Annotated in this window: 8 protein-coding genes; 3 read left to right on the top strand and 5 right to left on the bottom strand. The window is 41.9% G+C overall.

Annotated elements, in window-relative coordinates; translation table 11 throughout:
* Positions 1–407: 407 nt before the first annotated feature.
* The 4 genes from hcp to GA520_RS06695 all read right to left on the bottom strand — a co-directional run bounded on the left by hcp (position 408) and on the right by GA520_RS06695 (position 10,260).
* Positions 408–2,081: a hydroxylamine reductase gene (gene hcp / locus GA520_RS06710; RefSeq protein WP_163339156.1), complete on the bottom strand. Its 1,674-nt coding sequence runs from the start codon at positions 2,079–2,081 to the stop codon at positions 408–410.
* Between the two features lie 690 nt (positions 2,082–2,771).
* Positions 2,772–4,064, bottom strand: coding sequence for a diguanylate cyclase (locus tag GA520_RS06705; RefSeq protein ID WP_163338971.1), 1,293 nt, complete (start codon positions 4,062–4,064; stop codon positions 2,772–2,774).
* 1,288 nt (positions 4,065–5,352) lie between these two features.
* Positions 5,353–8,151 carry a cache domain-containing protein gene (locus GA520_RS06700; protein WP_163338972.1) on the bottom strand — a complete coding sequence of 933 codons (2,799 nt, stop codon included), beginning with the start codon at positions 8,149–8,151 and terminating at the stop codon, positions 5,353–5,355.
* A 114-nt stretch (positions 8,152–8,265) separates the two neighbouring features.
* A complete protein-coding gene (locus GA520_RS06695; protein ID WP_163338973.1) occupies positions 8,266–10,260 on the bottom strand; it encodes a methyl-accepting chemotaxis protein in 1,995 nt (664 codons plus the stop codon).
* 2,160 nt (positions 10,261–12,420) lie between these two features.
* On the opposite strand from GA520_RS06695, the gene GA520_RS06690 reads away from it, so the two are divergent.
* The 3 genes from GA520_RS06690 to GA520_RS06680 all read left to right on the top strand — a co-directional run bounded on the left by GA520_RS06690 (position 12,421) and on the right by GA520_RS06680 (position 14,709).
* A complete protein-coding gene (locus GA520_RS06690; RefSeq protein WP_163338974.1) occupies positions 12,421–13,062 on the top strand; it encodes a TetR/AcrR family transcriptional regulator in 642 nt (213 codons plus the stop codon).
* Positions 13,055–13,570 (top strand): PaaI family thioesterase, encoded by a 516-nt coding sequence (locus GA520_RS06685; protein ID WP_163338975.1) that lies wholly within the window; start codon positions 13,055–13,057, stop codon positions 13,568–13,570. Before GA520_RS06690 ends, GA520_RS06685 begins: the two co-directional genes overlap by 8 nt.
* Positions 13,571–13,635: 65 nt before the next feature.
* Positions 13,636–14,709 carry a patatin-like phospholipase family protein gene (locus GA520_RS06680; RefSeq protein WP_163338976.1) on the top strand — a complete coding sequence of 358 codons (1,074 nt, stop codon included), beginning with the start codon at positions 13,636–13,638 and terminating at the stop codon, positions 14,707–14,709.
* A gap of 593 nt (positions 14,710–15,302) precedes the next feature.
* Here the strand turns inward: GA520_RS06680 and GA520_RS06675 are convergent.
* Positions 15,303–18,059, bottom strand: a complete 2,757-nt coding sequence (locus GA520_RS06675) for a PAS domain-containing sensor histidine kinase (RefSeq protein ID WP_163338977.1) — start codon at positions 18,057–18,059, stop codon at positions 15,303–15,305.
* Between the last annotated feature and the right edge of the window lie 134 nt (positions 18,060–18,193).

The raw sequence follows: 18,193 nt of genomic DNA, 5'->3' as shown, positions 1-18,193 counted from the left end.
AATCTATTTTTACCAGTAAGTCATCAATGGTGGTATCAGATTCCAGATAGAAATTGACTCGTAATGTAATTTAAAACACGTACTCCAGGCACTGAGTCAAGAGAAGAATATCTGGCATTATCGCCCCCCTGCTCGGCAAAATATCTGGACCTTCTGATTCGAAAACGAAGCCTTGGAGCACACCAAGAGGGACGGATCTGGAGGATGAGTCCCAATCGAAAATGCATGAGAAAACCCGTAAATTATATTATTCCTAATCATACATTTATTGGAGCTGGCATAATACCCGTTCTAATCATGAGAACCATAAGTATTGCCTATAAAAGAATAAACCGAAGGCCCTCTCAGAAACAGGCCTTCGGTTAAATGAATTTACTACAAACCAATATAACTGAAGTGAACTCGGATTAATTGCCTGCCATCATAGCCGCAACATCTTCATCAGGGGTTGTTATACCTTTAAGGTCAAATTTCTCAATCAGTACATTGGCAACACCCGGAGACAAGAAACCAGGTAGTGTTGGTCCAACTCGTATCCCTTTTACGCCTAGTGATAGCAATGCCAGCAGCACGAGAACCGCTTTTTGCTCATACCAGGCGATATCAAAGGATAGTGGTAAATCATTAATATCATCGAGTTCAAATGCTTTTTGCAGTTCCATGGCAATAACAGCAAGAGAGTAGCTGTCATTGCATTGACCAGCATCTAGAACCCTTGGGATACCCCCTATCTCACCAAACTCCAATTTGTTATATTTGAATTTTGCACAACCTGCGGTCAGTATGATTGTATCTTCAGGTAACGCCTCGGCCACATCAGTATAATAGCTGCGAGTTTTATGACGACCATCACACCCCCCCATGACGACAAAGCGTTTTATTGCACCTGACTTTACTGCCTCAATCACCTTATCTGCCAAAGCAAGTACTTGATTGTGAGCAAATCCTCCGATTATCTGCCCTGTTTCAATTTCTTTTGGCGGAGGGCATGTTTTGGCCATCTCAATAATGGCAGAGAAATCTTTCTGTCCCCCTTCAGGCCGATCCGTAATATGGGTAACTCCCTCATAACCGACAGCTCCGGTGGTAAACATTTTATCTTTGTAGTCTACTCCTTTCGGCGGAACCAGGCAGTTGGAGGTGAACAAAATGGGACCATTAAAGTTGGCGATATCTTCTTTTTGCAACCACCAGGCATTGCCATAGTTACCATGCAGCTGAGGGTATTCTTTTAACTTAGGATAATAATTGGCAGGCAGCATCTCACTGTGGGTATAGATATCGAGTCCTTGGTCTTTTGTCTGCTCAAGTAATTCTTCTAAATCCACCAGATCGTGTCCGGTGATCAGAATTCCTGGGTTACTTCCAACCCCTATATCAACCTGGGTGATTTCAGGATTTCCGTAAGCTTTCGTATTAGCCTCATCGAGCAGTGCCATTGTTTTCACACCGAACTGGCCAGTTTTTATAACAAGGTCAAACAGATCATCCTGTGACTTATTTTCATCCACTAATGCGGCCAGAGCCTCCATGAGGAATTCAAAGATTTCTTTACATGATTTATTGATTTGATAGGCATGCTCAGCATAGGCAGACATTCCCTTCAATCCATATAAGATTGTTGCCTTCAGAGAACGCTCATCTTCATTTTCAATCTCCAACCAACCACCAGTACCACTTTCAGCTTTGGAGATAATTTCGTCCTCATTGTCGGAAGCCCACGTAGCACATTCTGGTATTGACTCTGCAAAGTCATTACCATTTTTTTGCTTGAACGCCTGGATGTACGAAGCTTTCAGCTCCTCTCTAATTTTGAGGCTTTCTTTTATGGAATTTATGAAAAAGCTTGAGTCGAAATTGGCGTTGGTAATTGTTGCAAATAGTCCCTTATCGATAAAAAAACCTGCTTTATCGTTGTAAATATCAAACTCTTTTGCCTTGTGTCCCCAGAACGAAATTCCTTTCAAACACCAGATGAATAGATCCTGCAGGTTGGCAACTTCTGCTGTTTTTCCGCACATCCCCTGCTTCATCGAGCAGCCGACATTCTTCATTGTCTCTTGGCATTGGTGACAAAACATGGCCATAATCCATCCCCCAGTAATGATTAATAAGATTAGGTCTATCTGCGACGAGATAAAGGTTGTTGATAAATCACTTAGATCCTAGGCGGCATACTAATAAATTGAAATTGGTCATCAGAAAATATTAGCATGTTTGTCCAATAGATAGCAAATTCCAACCGACTAAAAAAAGTTGGGAAAAGATTTGTGGTTGCAAGCTCTGACCTCTTAACGATTTCATTTCACATTAGCTTTTCCATTCTAATGTGGAGTTACAGGGACACATGTGACCACTAGAATTGATGTTTATATTTGCAATATTAACCACTTAAGATAACCTGGAAATTCACACTGTTCCTGTTATGTTGCGAGTCGACCTATTTCAAGGGAATTTTTTAAGAAATGGAGCAACTGCAAAATATAGCTTACCAAAGAAGGTAATTGGAGCAACAGTGCCTTGAACTAAACATTGCCATTTTGCTAATCTAAGATTTGAGATTGCTCGATACTGTCGTGGTCTTCACTTTAGGCGGGAGGTTGCCAGAGAATTTCTCTACTTTTGAACTGCCAACCAAATAGAGAATCTTACGGTGTAATGTTCACGAATAACATTTATCTACATGACATAAGAGGACTTGATCCACCAAATTAAGCAAAAAAAGATAGGGAACATTGAGCTTTTGTTAAACATGGGTTAAGGAAGGATGCCTAAGGAAGAAGAACGGAAACGCGATTTCGACCGTCGGTTTTAGACTGATATACTGCGTCATCGGCTCGTTTGACCAAAGTATGTATATCGTCGTTCAATTGAAACAAACTTACCCCGAGACTGACAGTAACGCTTGTGGGAACAGGAAATTTATAAGTCTCGATTGCCGATCGGATTCGTTCTGCTATAATCTGAGCACCTTCAATGTCTGTTTTAGGCAGTAAAATGACAAACTCATCGCCTCCCCAGCGGAACAAGAAATCTACTTGACGAATTTGCAGATTGAAGACTTTTACTGCTTCTCTCAAGACGTCATCACCGATATTATGACCTAACGAGTCATTGATGTCTTTAAATTTATCGATGTCAATCAAAATTATTGAAAATGGCTCTTTGTATCGTCTAACAATGTTTGTCTCTTTTACGAAAAACTCGTCAAAAGCCCTTCTGTTATACACGCCAGTTAATAGATCCGTTTTTGAAAGCAGTTTCAGTTTCTCATGGAGTTGCTTATGTTCAGTGACATCATGAATGAGGGCGATGCAGATAGTGTGTGGGCCATCTTTGATTGAGAACACCTTTAAAGTAACAAAACGCTCTTTGAGCGGCATTGGCTTTGATTCGTTCATTTGTCTGTGTCCTTGAGGAGCATTCTTTAACAATTCCAGAGAGTATTTGTGGTATTCTTTTTGAAAAAAGGTGCAGAAGTTTCTGCCGAGGAGTTGTTTTTGGGAGATTGAGAGTAGTGCCTCTGCTGCTGGGTTGGTAAAAAGAATTATTCCTTCGGGAGTGAGCTCAATCAAACCATCGGATAAGTTATCAATGATTACCTCAAGATGTTTTTTATAGTTAAGTAAACCAACCGTAGCATCTCGAGGAAAAACATCTTCAAATCCATAATTCATGGTTTCGAATTGTCGAAGAGTTTTATTTTCAATCTTCTCGAGTACTGTCTGAATATGATCGGTAGAATTCTTTCCTTTGGCAATAAAGGCATCCGCTCCCAAGCTATGCAGATCAACGCCTACTTCAGTTACTATGCCTGAGAAAATTATAACATAGGTGTTGTCCAAATAAGGTTTGCTGCGAATAAATTTGCAAAGCATCTCACCATTTATCTTGGGAATGAGAAGATCTACAAAAATGATATCAGGCAGGTATCCATCAAGGATGTTAATGGCAATGAGCCCATCTTCGGCAGTCCTGACTGAATGACCTTTTTTTTTCAATACTTCAGATACGAGTTTTAGGACAACTGGATTGTCATCCACCACTAAAATTTGTTTCGCCATCAGATTTTGCTCTCAAAAAAATTGTAACCGAATTTTTACTTTGCTCCTCGTTCAGTTTATCAATGTTAAAAGAAAAAGGCCATTAACCCGTCTTTCGCTATTCGAACCACATACTGGTCGTAAGCGCCTGATTTTCCGTTATCGACCATAAAAGGTCGGCACTACAGAGTCATCTCCAACTGAGCGGCTCCAGCGACAATTCGAGGAGGTGGCTGTTTGGACAGAGTTCTTCCAGTGCAATTGAAGAGGCTAGGAATGGCAATGTTAACCATTTAAGAATATTTAAAAATTTACATTGTTCTTGTGAGGGTAAAATCAGCTAAACACACTCAAAATTGATTGGAAATGGAGCAACTGCAAAGAAGAGATATCCAAAGAGTAGCTAACCTCAGTGATTGATCACCACCTTTAACATTGCAATTACAAAGGTGATTAGTCTACATTCTTGCTCCAATAGTAGGTGTTTCCTGTGCAGATCAGGTACTCCGTTCTTCTGTACCCGCCTCATTATAGGACTACTTGCATAATCCCCAGGAATTACAGTTAAAGGCATAATCGTTGACCAGTTAATGTTCCTCTAGATATTACGGGCAAGGTTAACCGTATATAATATTCTGTATATTTTCAGAGCGGTGGACTGGCACACAAAGCTGCTTTATGAAAGCTCTGCCCATTCTCGTTATGGAGACAGGAAACACCTAAAGCTAGGAAAGGCTGAACTGCTCACCTTCGCTTTGGCAATGTTAGGTTCAAGTCTCTGTTGCTCAAATTACCTTGTCTTTGGTAAGCTTCAGTTGGCAGTTGCTCGATTTCTGAGCGATTTTATGGAAGCAGACAATCCCACCCTTACATTATTTATATTGCAAGGTAAGTTGGAAGAAATGTGATACTGCCAATTCAAATACTAAATGTTAAAGACTGCAGCAGAAAGAATTTTAGGGGAGAGGTAGTTGATTTAGATGAGTCTGCTCCCAAGGCGTGCGACCCTAAAAACAGGGGTATCTCCAATATCCCGTTATTAATGAATATTAACGAGTTAACAAAACAGCGATTTCGTTTAACCATACCTGTTTCGTTTTATATGGATCTAATTTGATTAAAACGTCTAATAATCGTCTAATGATTTTGCGACGGAATTTGGTATCTGCACCTCAGATAAAAGTCAATTATAAAAGTCTGTTTAGACATTTCTGTTGATGTTCAGGACTATTAACTTGCTACTTATTTTAATCGCTAAAAGTGCCAGAAGACATATTGATACCTATCAGGGGTATTAAAGGAACCACATTTACGAAATTGTTGCTATTTCATCGAGTACAGTTCGAATTTTTTGAGAAAAGTCTGATAAACTAAATGGTTTTTGTATGAATCCATTACAGCCGCCCTTCATAATAGCATCCGCTTGCTCATTATAGGAATATCCACTTGAGAGAAGAATGGGAATTAGAGGTAGCTTTTCTCTGATCTTGAAAAAGAGGGTTTCACCATCCATGCCAGGCATAATCATATCCATGATTACCAAATCAATACTTTCGCCTTCTTCTGATATAGTTTTTAAAGCCGATTCTCCTCCGGTTGCTAGCTTGACACGATAACCGAGACTTTTAAGCATTTCAGAGCCTACTTCTAGAACTACCTCTTCATCATCAACAAGCAAAACCATTTCAATTCCAGTAAGCAATTTTTCATCAATAATTTCCTCTGGAACAGCTTCTTCCCCTGATAACGGTAAATATAAACTGAATGTACTTCCTTGGTTAATTTCGCTCATTACAGAAATCATCCCATTATGATTTCTTATAATACCAAAAGCTGATGAGAGTCCTAGCCCTGTTCCTCGCCCCCTTTCCTTTGTGGTGAAAAATGGGTCAAAAATTTTAATTTTGGTTTCGTTGTCCATGCCAATTCCCGTATCAGTAATCGAGAGATGTGCATAGTCACCTGGTGCTATCTGATTACTTTCAGATACTTTTTCGTCCAAATATGCAGTTGTAGTTTTTATAAGTATTTCCCCTCCATCTGGCATCGCATGGAAAGCATTAACGTATAGGTTGAGAAGGACTTGCTCAATTTGCCGTTTCTCAGCCCTAACAACTATCGGAGATGGATGAATTACAGTCTTTATTTTTATTGCTTTGTTTGTACGCCCAAACAACGATGAACTACTGATGACCAATTCGTTTATGTCAATCGGCTGAGCTTCATATTTACCACCACGGGCAATTCCAAGTAATTGTGAAGTAAGGTTTGTTGCACTCTTAATGCTCTCTTCTATAACTTGAAAGTGCCTATAATGAGGGTGAGAATTTTCCATATCAGTAGACATCAATGAAATACGCCCCCAAATGGCCATGAGTAGGTTATTGAAGTCATGTGCTATGCCACTCGCGAGAGTTCCGATTGCTTCCATCTTTTGTGCTTGTAAATAGGCGGCCTCAAGTTCTTTTTGTTCTGTAATATCAAGGGCAAAACAAAGAACCGCCGGTTGACCTCTCCATTCGATCAATACAGAATTTAGCAACACAGTATATTCCATATTATTGCGGTCGAGTATCCTGAATGAGTAAGTTGCAGGTATATCCGTGTCTCCTTTCAATCTTTGGATATATCTTTCAACTACCATAGCTTGATCATCTTGATGAATTAACCGGACAAAAGGAATCTCTTCCAACTCCTTAAAAGTATAACCAGTTAGTTCTAATGTTTTGCTATTTGCGAATGTAATTTTTTCATCTTGAGCAATAAAAATCGCATCGTTGGCATTTTCAACTAGTTGACGATATTTCAGTTCACTTGCTCTCAAGTATTGCTCATTGTCACCTATAGTTTTCAAAGTTTTTGAAAGTATATTCCCTAAATCACAGGTCTCTTTTGAGCCACTTATAGGTATTTCTGCCGCACCGAGACCTTCGTTGTTAATAGTTTCTGCCGCATCTGACAATTTCTTTAATGGACCGGTTAAATTCTTCCCGAGTAGGAAGGATAAAACGACAGCAACAAACAGAACTAATATGGATAGGCCTAAAATCATTAAACTTAAGTCTTTTACAGGCTCATTGATTTCATCCTGATAATAGGAGACACAAATGTACCATTGCAGAGGCTCGAAGTAGCTGACATGAAGTGTTTTCTGAAATAGTTTTTGTGCATCCTCGGAAGGTTTTTTCCATCTATAGTACAATGTTTGATCAAGTGACTGTTCTGTAAGCATGATTTCATCAAAAAGAAACCCTCCAGTGTCAGGATTAAGCAGCTCAGAGACATTCTGACCATGCAGTTCACGATGTATTAACATCTGTTTGTCTTTGGTAAATAAGAAAATGTAACTGTTTTCACCAATATGCAATTTCAGGAATGACTGGCGAAGTTCCTCAATGACAGCATTAAGTCTCAACTGGGTCTCAGTTTCAATATCATCGATATAAACACCAGAGCCAATAACCCAATTCCATGGTTTAAAAAGGCGAACAAACGATAACTTGGGTTGTTTATTCGTCAGGCTACCGTCTGGAGTTGGCTTTGGCCAGAAATAGTCAACGTACCCACTACCTTCCCGCTGGGAGATGACACTAGCAGTCCGGAATAGATTTTCATTTCTTCCAAGAGCGCAATCAAAAGCAGGGTCATCAAGCACTTTACCGTCCAGCTCAGGAAGAGTTGGGTGCATTATCATTTTTGGGAAAGGAGCTGAGGTGTCATTTATCCAGAAATATCCGACATCTCCAGCCCATCTCATGTCTCTAATTGCTTGTTTGCTCAATTGCTGGGCTTGCGTCTCAGTTCTTAGCCCTGCTTGATAGTTCTTGTAAGAGTCATTTAGTACTGTATATGCAACATCGACTAGGTTTTTTAATTCTTCCTTTCTCCGCTCCAGAGTGGCCTGTCTGTGAAATTCAATACTGAGATATTCATTTTCTACAGTGTTAGTGATAGCTTTGAGTAAATCTTTTGCATTGGTTTTCTGGATATCTTGGATAGTTGACGCAGTTTGCCATCTAACAATTAGCATTGAAGAAGCGATAGTGAGGCACACTATCGCTGTTACAGTAAAGATAATTCTTGAGTTAAGTGTCTTCAGTGTTACCATCCTTAAAATTATAGCTATACATGCTATTTGTTAAACTATTTTGACCATAGCTCTCTAAGACCAATACTCCTCAATCCATAAATTTTATAATAATAGAAGTCTAACAGCTCATTCCTAAACCTTGAAACTACCCACAATTTCATTAAGTTCCTGAGATCGAGCAAGGAGGTCTTGGGCACTTTGCTTGACATCATTGCTACTTTTTGAAATATCCTGTGCAGCTGACGAGACTTCTGCTATGTCTTGAGAAATACCTGTAGCAACTGAAGAGCTTTGATTTACATTTTCGTTCACTTCCTGAATTCCTTGACTAGCCTGGGCAATATTGTTGGCGATCTCTTGAGTCGCTGCTGTTTGCTCCTCGACAGCCGAAGCAATAGTTGAAACAATATCGTTTACACCAGTTATCACATCAGATATTTGCACGATCCCTTCTGATGTCGTGTTGGATGTGTTCTGGACATCATCAATGAGATTCTTAATGTCCAGTGTTGCTTCAGCTGTTTGCTTTGCAAGTTCCTTAATTTCATTAGCAACAACTGCGAATCCTTTCCCAGCTTCCCCTGCTCGTGCCGCTTCAATCGTAGCATTAAGGGCAAGCAGGTTGGTTTGCTCTGATATCTCCGTGATAGCTTCGGTAACCTTACCAATTTTACCTGCTGCCTCGGTAAGCTCTTGCATGCTAGCTGAGGCGTTATTTGCCTGTGATACAGCGTCAGAAGAAACACCTCGAGCCTTTTCTGCATTTTCCGCAATCTCATTAATGGTAGAACTCATCTCCTCAGCCGCTGTCGCCACCATATTAGCATTTGTCGATGATTCTTCCATTGCTGCTGCAACGTTATTTAAATTGGCACTCATTTCTTCAGCTGAAGTTGCTACATTAGTAGAACGTTGTGAAGTATCTTCTGCCCCAGTTAATAACTCCTCTGAAATACTTGAGAGTTGTTCTGAGCTATCCCCGACACTTTTTGAGTTATCTGAAATTTGCTTTATGATTCTCTGTAGTTTTTCTATAAAGGTATTGAACCAATGCGCCATTTCACCGATTTCATCTTTCGATGTAACCTGCAATCTCATGGTTAAATCGCCTTCGCCTTCTGCAATATCTTTCAACCCATCAACCGCATTATTTAGTGGCTTGACAATTGCGATCGCAGCAAAGGATACAAGGACAGCAGTTACTAAAACCGCGACTATAGTAATCAATCCAATAAGGTTTCTGATAGTTTTAGAAGAAGCAAGAAATTCATCTGAATTTTGGGTGGCACCGATATACCATTCGGTTTGGGATAAAGGTGCGTAGCCTGCGACTTTATCGACACCCTTAAAGGTATACTCCGCAACCCCATCCTGGCCACCGAGCATGAGTTTCATAAACTCTTTCATGCCATCAAGCTCAGCTAGATTGAGTTTCAAAATGTTATCGGGATTCGGATGTGCTACAAGCAGTCCCGTTTTGTCTGTCATGAAACCATATCCGGTTTCTCCTATTTTCCTTCCGGAGATTAATTCTACAAGATAATCGACTTTGATAACCAGCCCAAAAGCTCCAATAATAGCTGATGAGCTTGATTTTATAGGTGAGCATACAACGATGATTAATTTTCCGGTTGATTTCGATCGGGTTACATTACTAATAGCCGTTTGCCCCGATTTGCTCATTTGCTGAAAATAACTTCTGTCTCTGATACTAACACCTTTGTATTCCTTGCCTCCTTCAAGTGCACCTGTATATAAAGCACCACTTGAATCAGCAACAAATATACCTTGATAATTGCTTCCCATTTTTTTGAATTGCTGTGTCAATACCTGGTAGAGTTCAGCAACCTTAGGTCCCGAACTATCTCCGCCACTTTTTATATCATTTGCAACATCTATGATTTTCTGGTCAGCGGTAAATACTTCTGCTAACTTCCTTTCTTCCTCAAGAATATTATCAGCTAATCTGGCTAAATCAGATGCTGTATTTTGAGCCCCGTCTTTTCCTAATTGTAACAGCGCTCCCGAAGATTTTGATACAGAGATTATTCCAGCAATAATCAGTGGCAGAAGAACAAGTACAATGCCGCCAGCTGTGAGTTTGAACCTGATTGACGTTACTTTCATATGTCCCCCTCTGTCGCGATAGTAAATCATCTCACGGCAAACACCAAACTGCCGACCATATTTAGCTTATACATATATTAAGAAAATATGATCAGAAAGATAAATGCAAGTACAAATGAGAGAGAAAACAAAGCACATCAAACTATTGTGAACGCCATAGTCATATCGACCTTGTAGGATTGCCAACGAGATATGTCACATTAGTAGTACATTGACCAGGTTGAATTTCCTTCAACAGGATTGAAACAACAACTCAAAATCATCAATTACTTTTCACACCACACATAAAGATATTACCAATAAGCAACATTCACTCACATTTCGTCAAAAATGCCGTGGGTGCCTTGAACTTGCTCAAGCTCAGTACCGCTGTTAGTGCGGACATTAGCTTCATCCCATAGAAGCAAATGAGATCAAAAATACAAAATCTACTCAGGAAATAACCTCAGCAGTGTTCCCATCGACTGTTGTTGCCTGAGAGGTGCCTAATTAATAGACCGTAAGGTTGTTGGTGAAAGTGGCTGAGATCTAGGGAACCGTATCCATTGAAAAGTGGTTAGTCTTAGAAAAATGTGACTCAGGAGATACAGAACGGCCTGTCGTATCCGATGTGTAGCATCCTACACTTTTTCAAACAGTATCATGGGTACAACTGTTTGTAGATTTGCATTTTTCGTTAAATAACGGTGACTATAGCGAAATTGCTGGAGTGAGAGACCAAGGGAAGACTTAAGCAGATACCCCTTATGGGTTAATTGCAATGGGGAGCAAGATGTCTGTTTGAGTTGGCTGCGCTCAGTAAGTGAGCACTGACAGGTTCAATTTCATGGTTCCAATCTTGATCTCAGTTTTGGATTTTCTGAGCTTTATAATCCACCATGAACCTGCAGGACAGCCGGATGCGAGAAAATCGCCTGTCCGGAAGTAACTGAGGACTTGTTTCAGCGATGAATACATTTTATCCAGGGCGGTATGGTGAAATGAGTTCTTGGTAAAACCAGATGGGTGGTTTTGCTGAGATGATTGAGATGTGAAATTGCTCCTCCTACCTTCGTGGTGGGAGGAGTTTTTTTATTTATTCAACTGTTCAATACAATAACGAACGTTTTTATTACGTATACTGCTCAAGAAAACGTCTACTTTTTTGAGCAGCATGCATAATAAAAATGTCAGATATCCCCCTTTTGTTTGCTGTTGTTTGAAATCTGTCTTTAAGTAGGGTGAAGAAAAAATGAGGGTTGTTTGAGCCAACACGCTCCACCGGAGTCTATAACTACGGGGTCGTTGTGGTTGCCAAGACAAATCTAGCTGATTTCAGTTTTCCTTAATTGTTACCTTGCTAATGCATATCGAAAAGTATGCTGTCCTAAGTTCCTAACAGGAATACATAAATTGAGAAGATAAGCTTATCCATGAGCATCTCGATGCGGTAAGGCTACGTGTAAGGCTAATGAGCCGACAATGGGCCAGTGAAGATGCACTTATCCCATTGGCAGAGGCTAGAAATGGCAAGGTCAACCACCCCAGAAATCCTGCAACTTAGGACTATTCCTGTTTATTTACAAAAAACCACCAGCAGAGCGTCCTGCCCCTCAAATCGAAGATAAACAGGAAACACTTCAAGCCAAAGGGAAACGCAGGATTGTTCACCTTCGATTTGGCAATGTCTCGATTTCAAGTGGAGCAAAATCCTAACTTTCAGACAGGTATGGAAAAGGAGGGCTGGTCATCGGATAATTCACTGATTAAATGAGGACAACCACCTAGATTTTCTGTTCGACTTTTCGATAGCAAGGTATACACAGAGTCTTACTACAAAAAGCGGCGGCTCCTGGACTCCATGGTTTCTTCATTACAACCCTCGCATGCTAAAGATGCCAATTCGCCTGCCAGTGTGTTGGACGCGTACCGGTGGTCGTGGATTGAGACCTGAGAAAATATTTCAGGCCCTGGTCGTCAAGATCGGTGATGGATCGTAGGCCCACTGGATTTCAAACTGAAAATAATCCTGCACTGTGACTTGGCAACAGTAACGTTAACGGTGCAAGCGCAATAACACCCTTGCAAATAAAATGGGCTTGACAAGTTCTCTCTACAGTTATTAACTAAACGTTTAGTTAATAACAACATCTGGGTGAAGATATTCAAACAGGAGCAGGGATGAAAGCTACGGAGAGAAAAAGGCAATCGGCCAAAGAACGTAAACCTGTAATTCTAAGGTCGTTCTACGAGGTGATTAACGAGCTGGGATTGGAAAATGCCTCCATTGCCAGGGTGGCCGAGAAGGCGGGAGTACATCCGAGTACAGTCATACACTATTTCGGCAACAAGGAGGAAATGGTCAAGGCCCTTGTCGATGAAACCCTCAGAATGTATGGCCGAATCCTCGAAAGATTACCGGAGGATGACGACCCCAGTGTCAGACTGGACCGGCTGTTGACTCTGATTTGGAGCCGAGAGTGGCACCAGGCGGTAAGCTTTTCAGTTATTTTTTCCCTGTTGGCGTTGAGTCGGAGGGACGACGATGTAATGATGCGGATGCGGAATCTCTATCGCACCTATCGCAAGTATTTGACAAAGCAGGTCGCTTTTTTCTCTCAATCAAGGATCATAGAGGTGGATAATCAGCAAGCAGCTGTGCAAGCTCTTATCTCTCTTTCAGAAGGGTCCCATTATTTCAATGGATACCATATTGAGAAAGACTCACATGACGAGCATTGCAAGTACATGATCTGGGCTGCCAAGAGGATCCTGGGGGTGAAAGAAGAAACCGGTCAAAATGCGGGAGACGAATATGTTTGAAGGAAAAGCAGTATCAATAGACGAAACAGCAAAGTGGCGGCCCCTTGCCAATGTGGACAGGGAATGTTTCGGCTGCGGCCCCGACAATCAGCACGGTCTGCAGATGCAATTTGAAAGTGACGGCAAACACCTGCGATCGATAATCACCCTTGAGAAACGGTTCAGTGGTTGGAGTAATCTTATTCACGGTGGGATCCTATCCACAATTCTCGATGAGACGATGGGCTGGACTGTTATTTGCTTAACGCAGAAGTTCATGCTCACCAAAGGGATGCAGGTAAACTTTATCAAACCGGTTCGGATTGGCATGACTGTCATGGTAACCGGTTATATCAGGAAACGGATAAGTAAGAGAAAGATTGAGGTTGTGGCAGAAATAACCAATGACGAAGGTGATATTTGTGCCTCTTCGTCAGGCGAATTTGCTCTTTTCAGCAAGGAACAGTTCTTGCGAATGGGCATCATGTCCGAAGAAGAGATGGATACCATGCTGGCTTCAATCTCATAGATTGCCTGAGAGCATCGTAGTGAAAACCATATCAAGGATTGTTTTGGAAAGGATGGGTTGGAATAATGGCCGATAACTTACTCTTCCTGGCTGGGCACAGGGCATATGAACGCATTTGTTCGGACGGTCTTGAACCCGATGATGTGAAGATGGTGGCAGGGGCCTCCGGGGCGGCAAAATGGCTTGTGCTCCATGGGCTCGATTCCGCCCTGTTCGGCAAATGGTTCAGGGGCCGCACAGCACCCCTGCATCTCTACGGAACCTCCATCGGTGCCTGGAAGTCTGCGGCTGCAGCCAGACACGATCCACAGGCTGGCTTCGACAGCCTCGCACAGGCCTACATACATCAATATTACAGTGGCAGGATAACCCGTGGGCAGGTGGCCCGGGAAACCGGGCGAATCATGGACGAATTCCTGGGACCAGGGGCTCCTGAAGAGGTGCTGTCCCACCCGTACTGCCGATTGCATCTGTCAGCCGTACGCTGCTCCGGTCCACTCGCCTCAGACAATGGAAAAATCGAGATGATGGGGCTCATTTCTGCCTGGGTGATTAATTGGTTCTCCCGGAATCTGTTCAGGAAGATATGCAAGCCAACGCTGTTCTATCATGCTGCTGACCCGCCGCCCTTCTTGGGGAGCGATGAATTTAACGGGGGAAGGGTTGCACTTGATACACGAAATTTCAGGCAAGCTATCCTCGCTAGCGGATCAATCCCCTGTGTGATGGAGAGTGTTAAGGAATTGAGCGGAGCCCCAAAAGGTGCTTATCGGGACGGAGGGCTTTTCCATTATCATCCAGCATTTGACTTTCTTGCGGGGGAAGAGGGCATCTGCCTCTACCCCCACTTTTACGACCGGGCAACCCTTGGCTGGCTGGACAAAAACCGACCGTCGCGAATTGCAGAGGGCAGACTGCTCTCCGATGTCCTGATGCTAGCCCCTTCGCCTGAATTTGTAAAGTCGCTGCCACTCGGCAGAATCCCTGATCGAAGAGATTTCAAGTTGCTCGCTACAAGAGACGATGAGCGTGTAGCCTCATGGCTTAAATGTATCGAGATGAGTGCAAAACTTGGGCAGGAATTCCTGGAATCCGTTGAAAATGGATCTATCCGGAGCCGGGTGCAGAGAATCCCGTAGCACCAGGTTATAAAGGTCTTGGTTGTTGCAACTACTCATCAATTTAGTGCCTTTATGAGGTGATACGAGTATGAATCTTCCTCAACCCGAAATCACTGAGCATGCTCTTGAACAACGGGTTGCTAGTCGAAAGCATAAGGAGCAAGATACGTTAGGAGCCTTGATCATCACGGCAGGATAGCCGGAGAAAGAAAAGACATCAGCGAGGGTGGGTGATCATGGGAACCAACAGGTCGGAGATTATAGCTTTACAAAATGACGTCTATGGGGTGGTGGCGGGCAGAAAAGCCCCCCAGCCTGCCCTCTGTGCGTCTGGTGTAACGTAATAAAAGGGTATGGTAGGAGATCAGGCCTGCCTCTAAATATATTATCTGTATCTGAAGGAGAACAGGAATAGTGTGAATTTGCAGGATAGCTTAAGTGGTTAACATTTATTTATAGCCTCAACCATTGCGATAACGTGTGTTCCTATAGATTAGTAGTAAGATCAAGTGGAAAATTTACAGAAAGACCCAGACCTTTGATATGGCAAGATTAATTACGGTGTTCATCAACGGGCCAACAACCATAAAGTGTCAGAGTCGTTGCATTTGTTACTTATCTCTCGCCTCATCCAATACTTTCCGTACTGTTGTTGCCAGATCTTCTTTGACAATAGGCTTTTGGGTAAATGCTTGTATACCGATTTCTGACGCTTTTTCCTCTGAAAGTCTTTTACTATAACCAGTACACAATATGACAGGGATATCCGGCCTGATCTCGATGAGTTCTTTTGTTAATTGATCACCAGTCATTTTCGGCATAGTTACATCACTAATTACCAGATCAAAAGCACTTGGATTCGATTTGAATAGTTCTAACGCGTCTACACTACTTGTTTTGGTTGTAACAGAATAACCCAATTGGCCAAGTATTCTGCTCGCAATTTTGACTATCGGAACCTCATCGTCGACAAACAAGATTCGCTCTTGACCTGTCGGCAATTCTTCTACCTTGTATTGTTGAATATTCTTAATTTCTCTGGCAACAGGTAAATAAATGGTAAAGGTTGTTCCTTTACCCAAACTGCTCTCCACTACCATCTTTCCACCGTATGTTTCAACTATCCCATGAACCAGGGCAAGCCCAAAACCTGTACCTTCGCCCGGTTTTTTTGTTGTGAAGTAGGGTTCGAATATTTTCTCTATAACATGAGGTTCTATGCCAGTCCCTGTGTCTGAAATTGTAAGTTCAATATAATTTCCAAATTTCAAATTCAGTCTTTTCTGATTTGTGGTCCTGTCGATCGTTATATCTTTTAGTGTGATTTCAAGAGTACCACCTCCATTTTCCATAGCGTGAGAAGCATTGGTACAGAGATTCATCAATATCTGATGAATTTGGGTTGAATTCCCCATGATGAGAGAGTCACTGGCGATATTCTGTTTGATTTCGATCGTGGCTGGAAGGGATGATCTGATAAACTTGAGAACTTCTTTGATGATGAAATCAACCTGAATTGGTTTAAGCTCCTCATCAGACTGGCGGGCAAAGGTCAATATTTGCTGAACGAGATCTTTTGCTCGTAACCCAGCCGTATATACTTCTTGAAGGTCTTCCTCAATCTGTGTTCCTTTTTTACCATCACCAAGGGCTAATTCTGTAAATCCAAGGATGGATGATAAAATATTATTAAAGTCGTGAGCGATACCTCCTGCGAGCGTACCAATTGATTCCATTTTCTGGGCCTGTATCAGCTGTGCCTGGAGTGTTTTGCGATATTTCTGCTCCTGCTTTCTCTGGGTGACATCCCGTATTAGACCAATGTATCCGATCTTTGCACTATTATCGTCCACCAGATAAAATACACTGGTTTCGCTGGGGAAAACCGAACCGTCCTTTTTTTTATAATGAACGGGAAATACAAATCCGGGATCGTCCATATGATTTTTGATTTCGTTGCCCATCCGCCTGAATTCTTCTTCGCTTTCATAAATGGAGAACGTTTGTTTTCCCAGCACCTCTTCTTTTAGATAACCGAAAAGATCTACAAAGGCCGGATTGCAGTCGATAATCGTTCTGTCGATATCAGCCACCAATATGGCGTCGCGGATGCTATTAAAAAGGGACCGGTATCGTTTTTCGCTATTTTTCAATACCTCTGCAGTCTGTTTACGCTCGGTGATATCTCGGATATTGCTTTGGATTAAACTTGTCTTGTCGACACAATACATTTCTACAGAGATAGTTTTACCAGTCTTGGTTTGTAGCGTAATATCATCTTGATGAATAACGCCTTTGTCGTTCAAATTTTTCGTTATCTCAAATATATCACCCATATTATGCAATATGCCGATATCCTTTAAATCCTTTCCAATACAATCCTCTTTGGAATAACCCAAAATTCTTGTGACAGATGGATTAACATTAGCGATCTTCCCTTCGCTCTTTTCGAGAAGTAATATCCCGTCCTCTGCGGTCTCAAAAAGGCGCCTGAAGCGCTCTTCAGAATCTTTCAACAAGTTTTCTAATCGATTACGTTCGGTGATATCCTCTATAGCCAAAAGAATGGTTCGCTTCTTGCCTATCGTTTGTTCGATTTGCCTGGCATTGAGCAGCATTGTGCGACGGCCGATGGTTTCAAAATCGTGATCAACTTCATAATTGTCAAATGTGTTTTTTTCGGGAAGGATGGTTTCCAGTAGTTCCCTCAGCTTGGGGATATCCCACTGTTTGTTGCCCAAGTCATAAATAAGCTGCCCCACGGTCTCTTTAGGCTTTACCTTGAAGAATTCACAGAAGGAACGGCTGACGCTGACCACCCTGAGGTCTTGGTCCAAAGAAATCAAAGGTTCACGCACGGTATTGATGACGCTGTCCGCGAATTCATGTGCGTCATCAGCGGATTTTTTAGTAACCTCCAGTTCTTTTCGCGTTTTTTCAAGGCCCGCTTCTATCTTTTTGCGCGCAGTGATGTCCTCAATAGCCAAAAGAATGATCCGATCCTTGCCCATCACCCGTTCAATCTGTCGGGCATTCAAAAGCATTGTGCGCATGCCTATTGATTCAAAATTGTGTACAACTTCATAGTCATTGAAAGGGTCGTTGTTAGGTAAAATATCTTCCAACAGTTCCCGCAGCTTGGGAATATCCCACTGTGCATTGCCGAGGTCGTAGATAAGTTGCCCAATGGTTTCTTCAGGTTTTACACTGAAGATGTCATAGAAAGAGTGGTTGGCTAAAACAACCTTCAGGTCTGAATCGAGTATCAAAAGGGGTTCGCGTATTGTCTCAACGATATCTTTGAAGATATCGTCCATCATGGTGTTAACCATAGCAGCTTCCTTCATGGGGTACAGGGTGTTATCCATATTCGTTCGTAAGCATGCGCTAACGAGAATAACACCCTGATTCACTTATCTTTCTGGCAGACTGTGTCTCAGACGAACGTTTGCGGTACAGAATAAAATGTCTTAATTTTGAGAGTAAATCATGTTTCATAATA

The organism is Desulfopila sp. IMCC35008 (assembly GCF_010646885.2).
In the GTDB taxonomy this organism is placed as follows: domain Bacteria; phylum Desulfobacterota; class Desulfobulbia; order Desulfobulbales; family Desulfocapsaceae; genus Desulfopila.
Note: the sequence above shows the minus strand (reverse complement) of the source record. Positions and strands in the feature narration are given on the sequence as shown.

What these genes read in the sequence shown, in the direction of transcription:
- hcp (WP_163339156.1), bottom strand. Translation starts at nt 2,081, where the DNA reads ATGTTTTGTCACCAATGCCAAGAGACAATGAAGAATGTCGGCTGCTCG.
- GA520_RS06705 (WP_163338971.1), bottom strand. Translation starts at nt 4,064, where the DNA reads ATGGCGAAACAAATTTTAGTGGTGGATGACAATCCAGTTGTCCTAAAA.
- GA520_RS06700 (WP_163338972.1), bottom strand. Translation starts at nt 8,151, where the DNA reads ATGGTAACACTGAAGACACTTAACTCAAGAATTATCTTTACTGTAACA.
- GA520_RS06695 (WP_163338973.1), bottom strand. Translation starts at nt 10,260, where the DNA reads ATGAAAGTAACGTCAATCAGGTTCAAACTCACAGCTGGCGGCATTGTA.
- GA520_RS06690 (WP_163338974.1), top strand. Translation starts at nt 12,421, where the DNA reads ATGAAAGCTACGGAGAGAAAAAGGCAATCGGCCAAAGAACGTAAACCT.
- GA520_RS06685 (WP_163338975.1), top strand. Translation starts at nt 13,055, where the DNA reads ATGTTTGAAGGAAAAGCAGTATCAATAGACGAAACAGCAAAGTGGCGG.
- GA520_RS06680 (WP_163338976.1), top strand. Translation starts at nt 13,636, where the DNA reads ATGGCCGATAACTTACTCTTCCTGGCTGGGCACAGGGCATATGAACGC.
- GA520_RS06675 (WP_163338977.1), bottom strand. Translation starts at nt 18,059, where the DNA reads ATGGATAACACCCTGTACCCCATGAAGGAAGCTGCTATGGTTAACACC.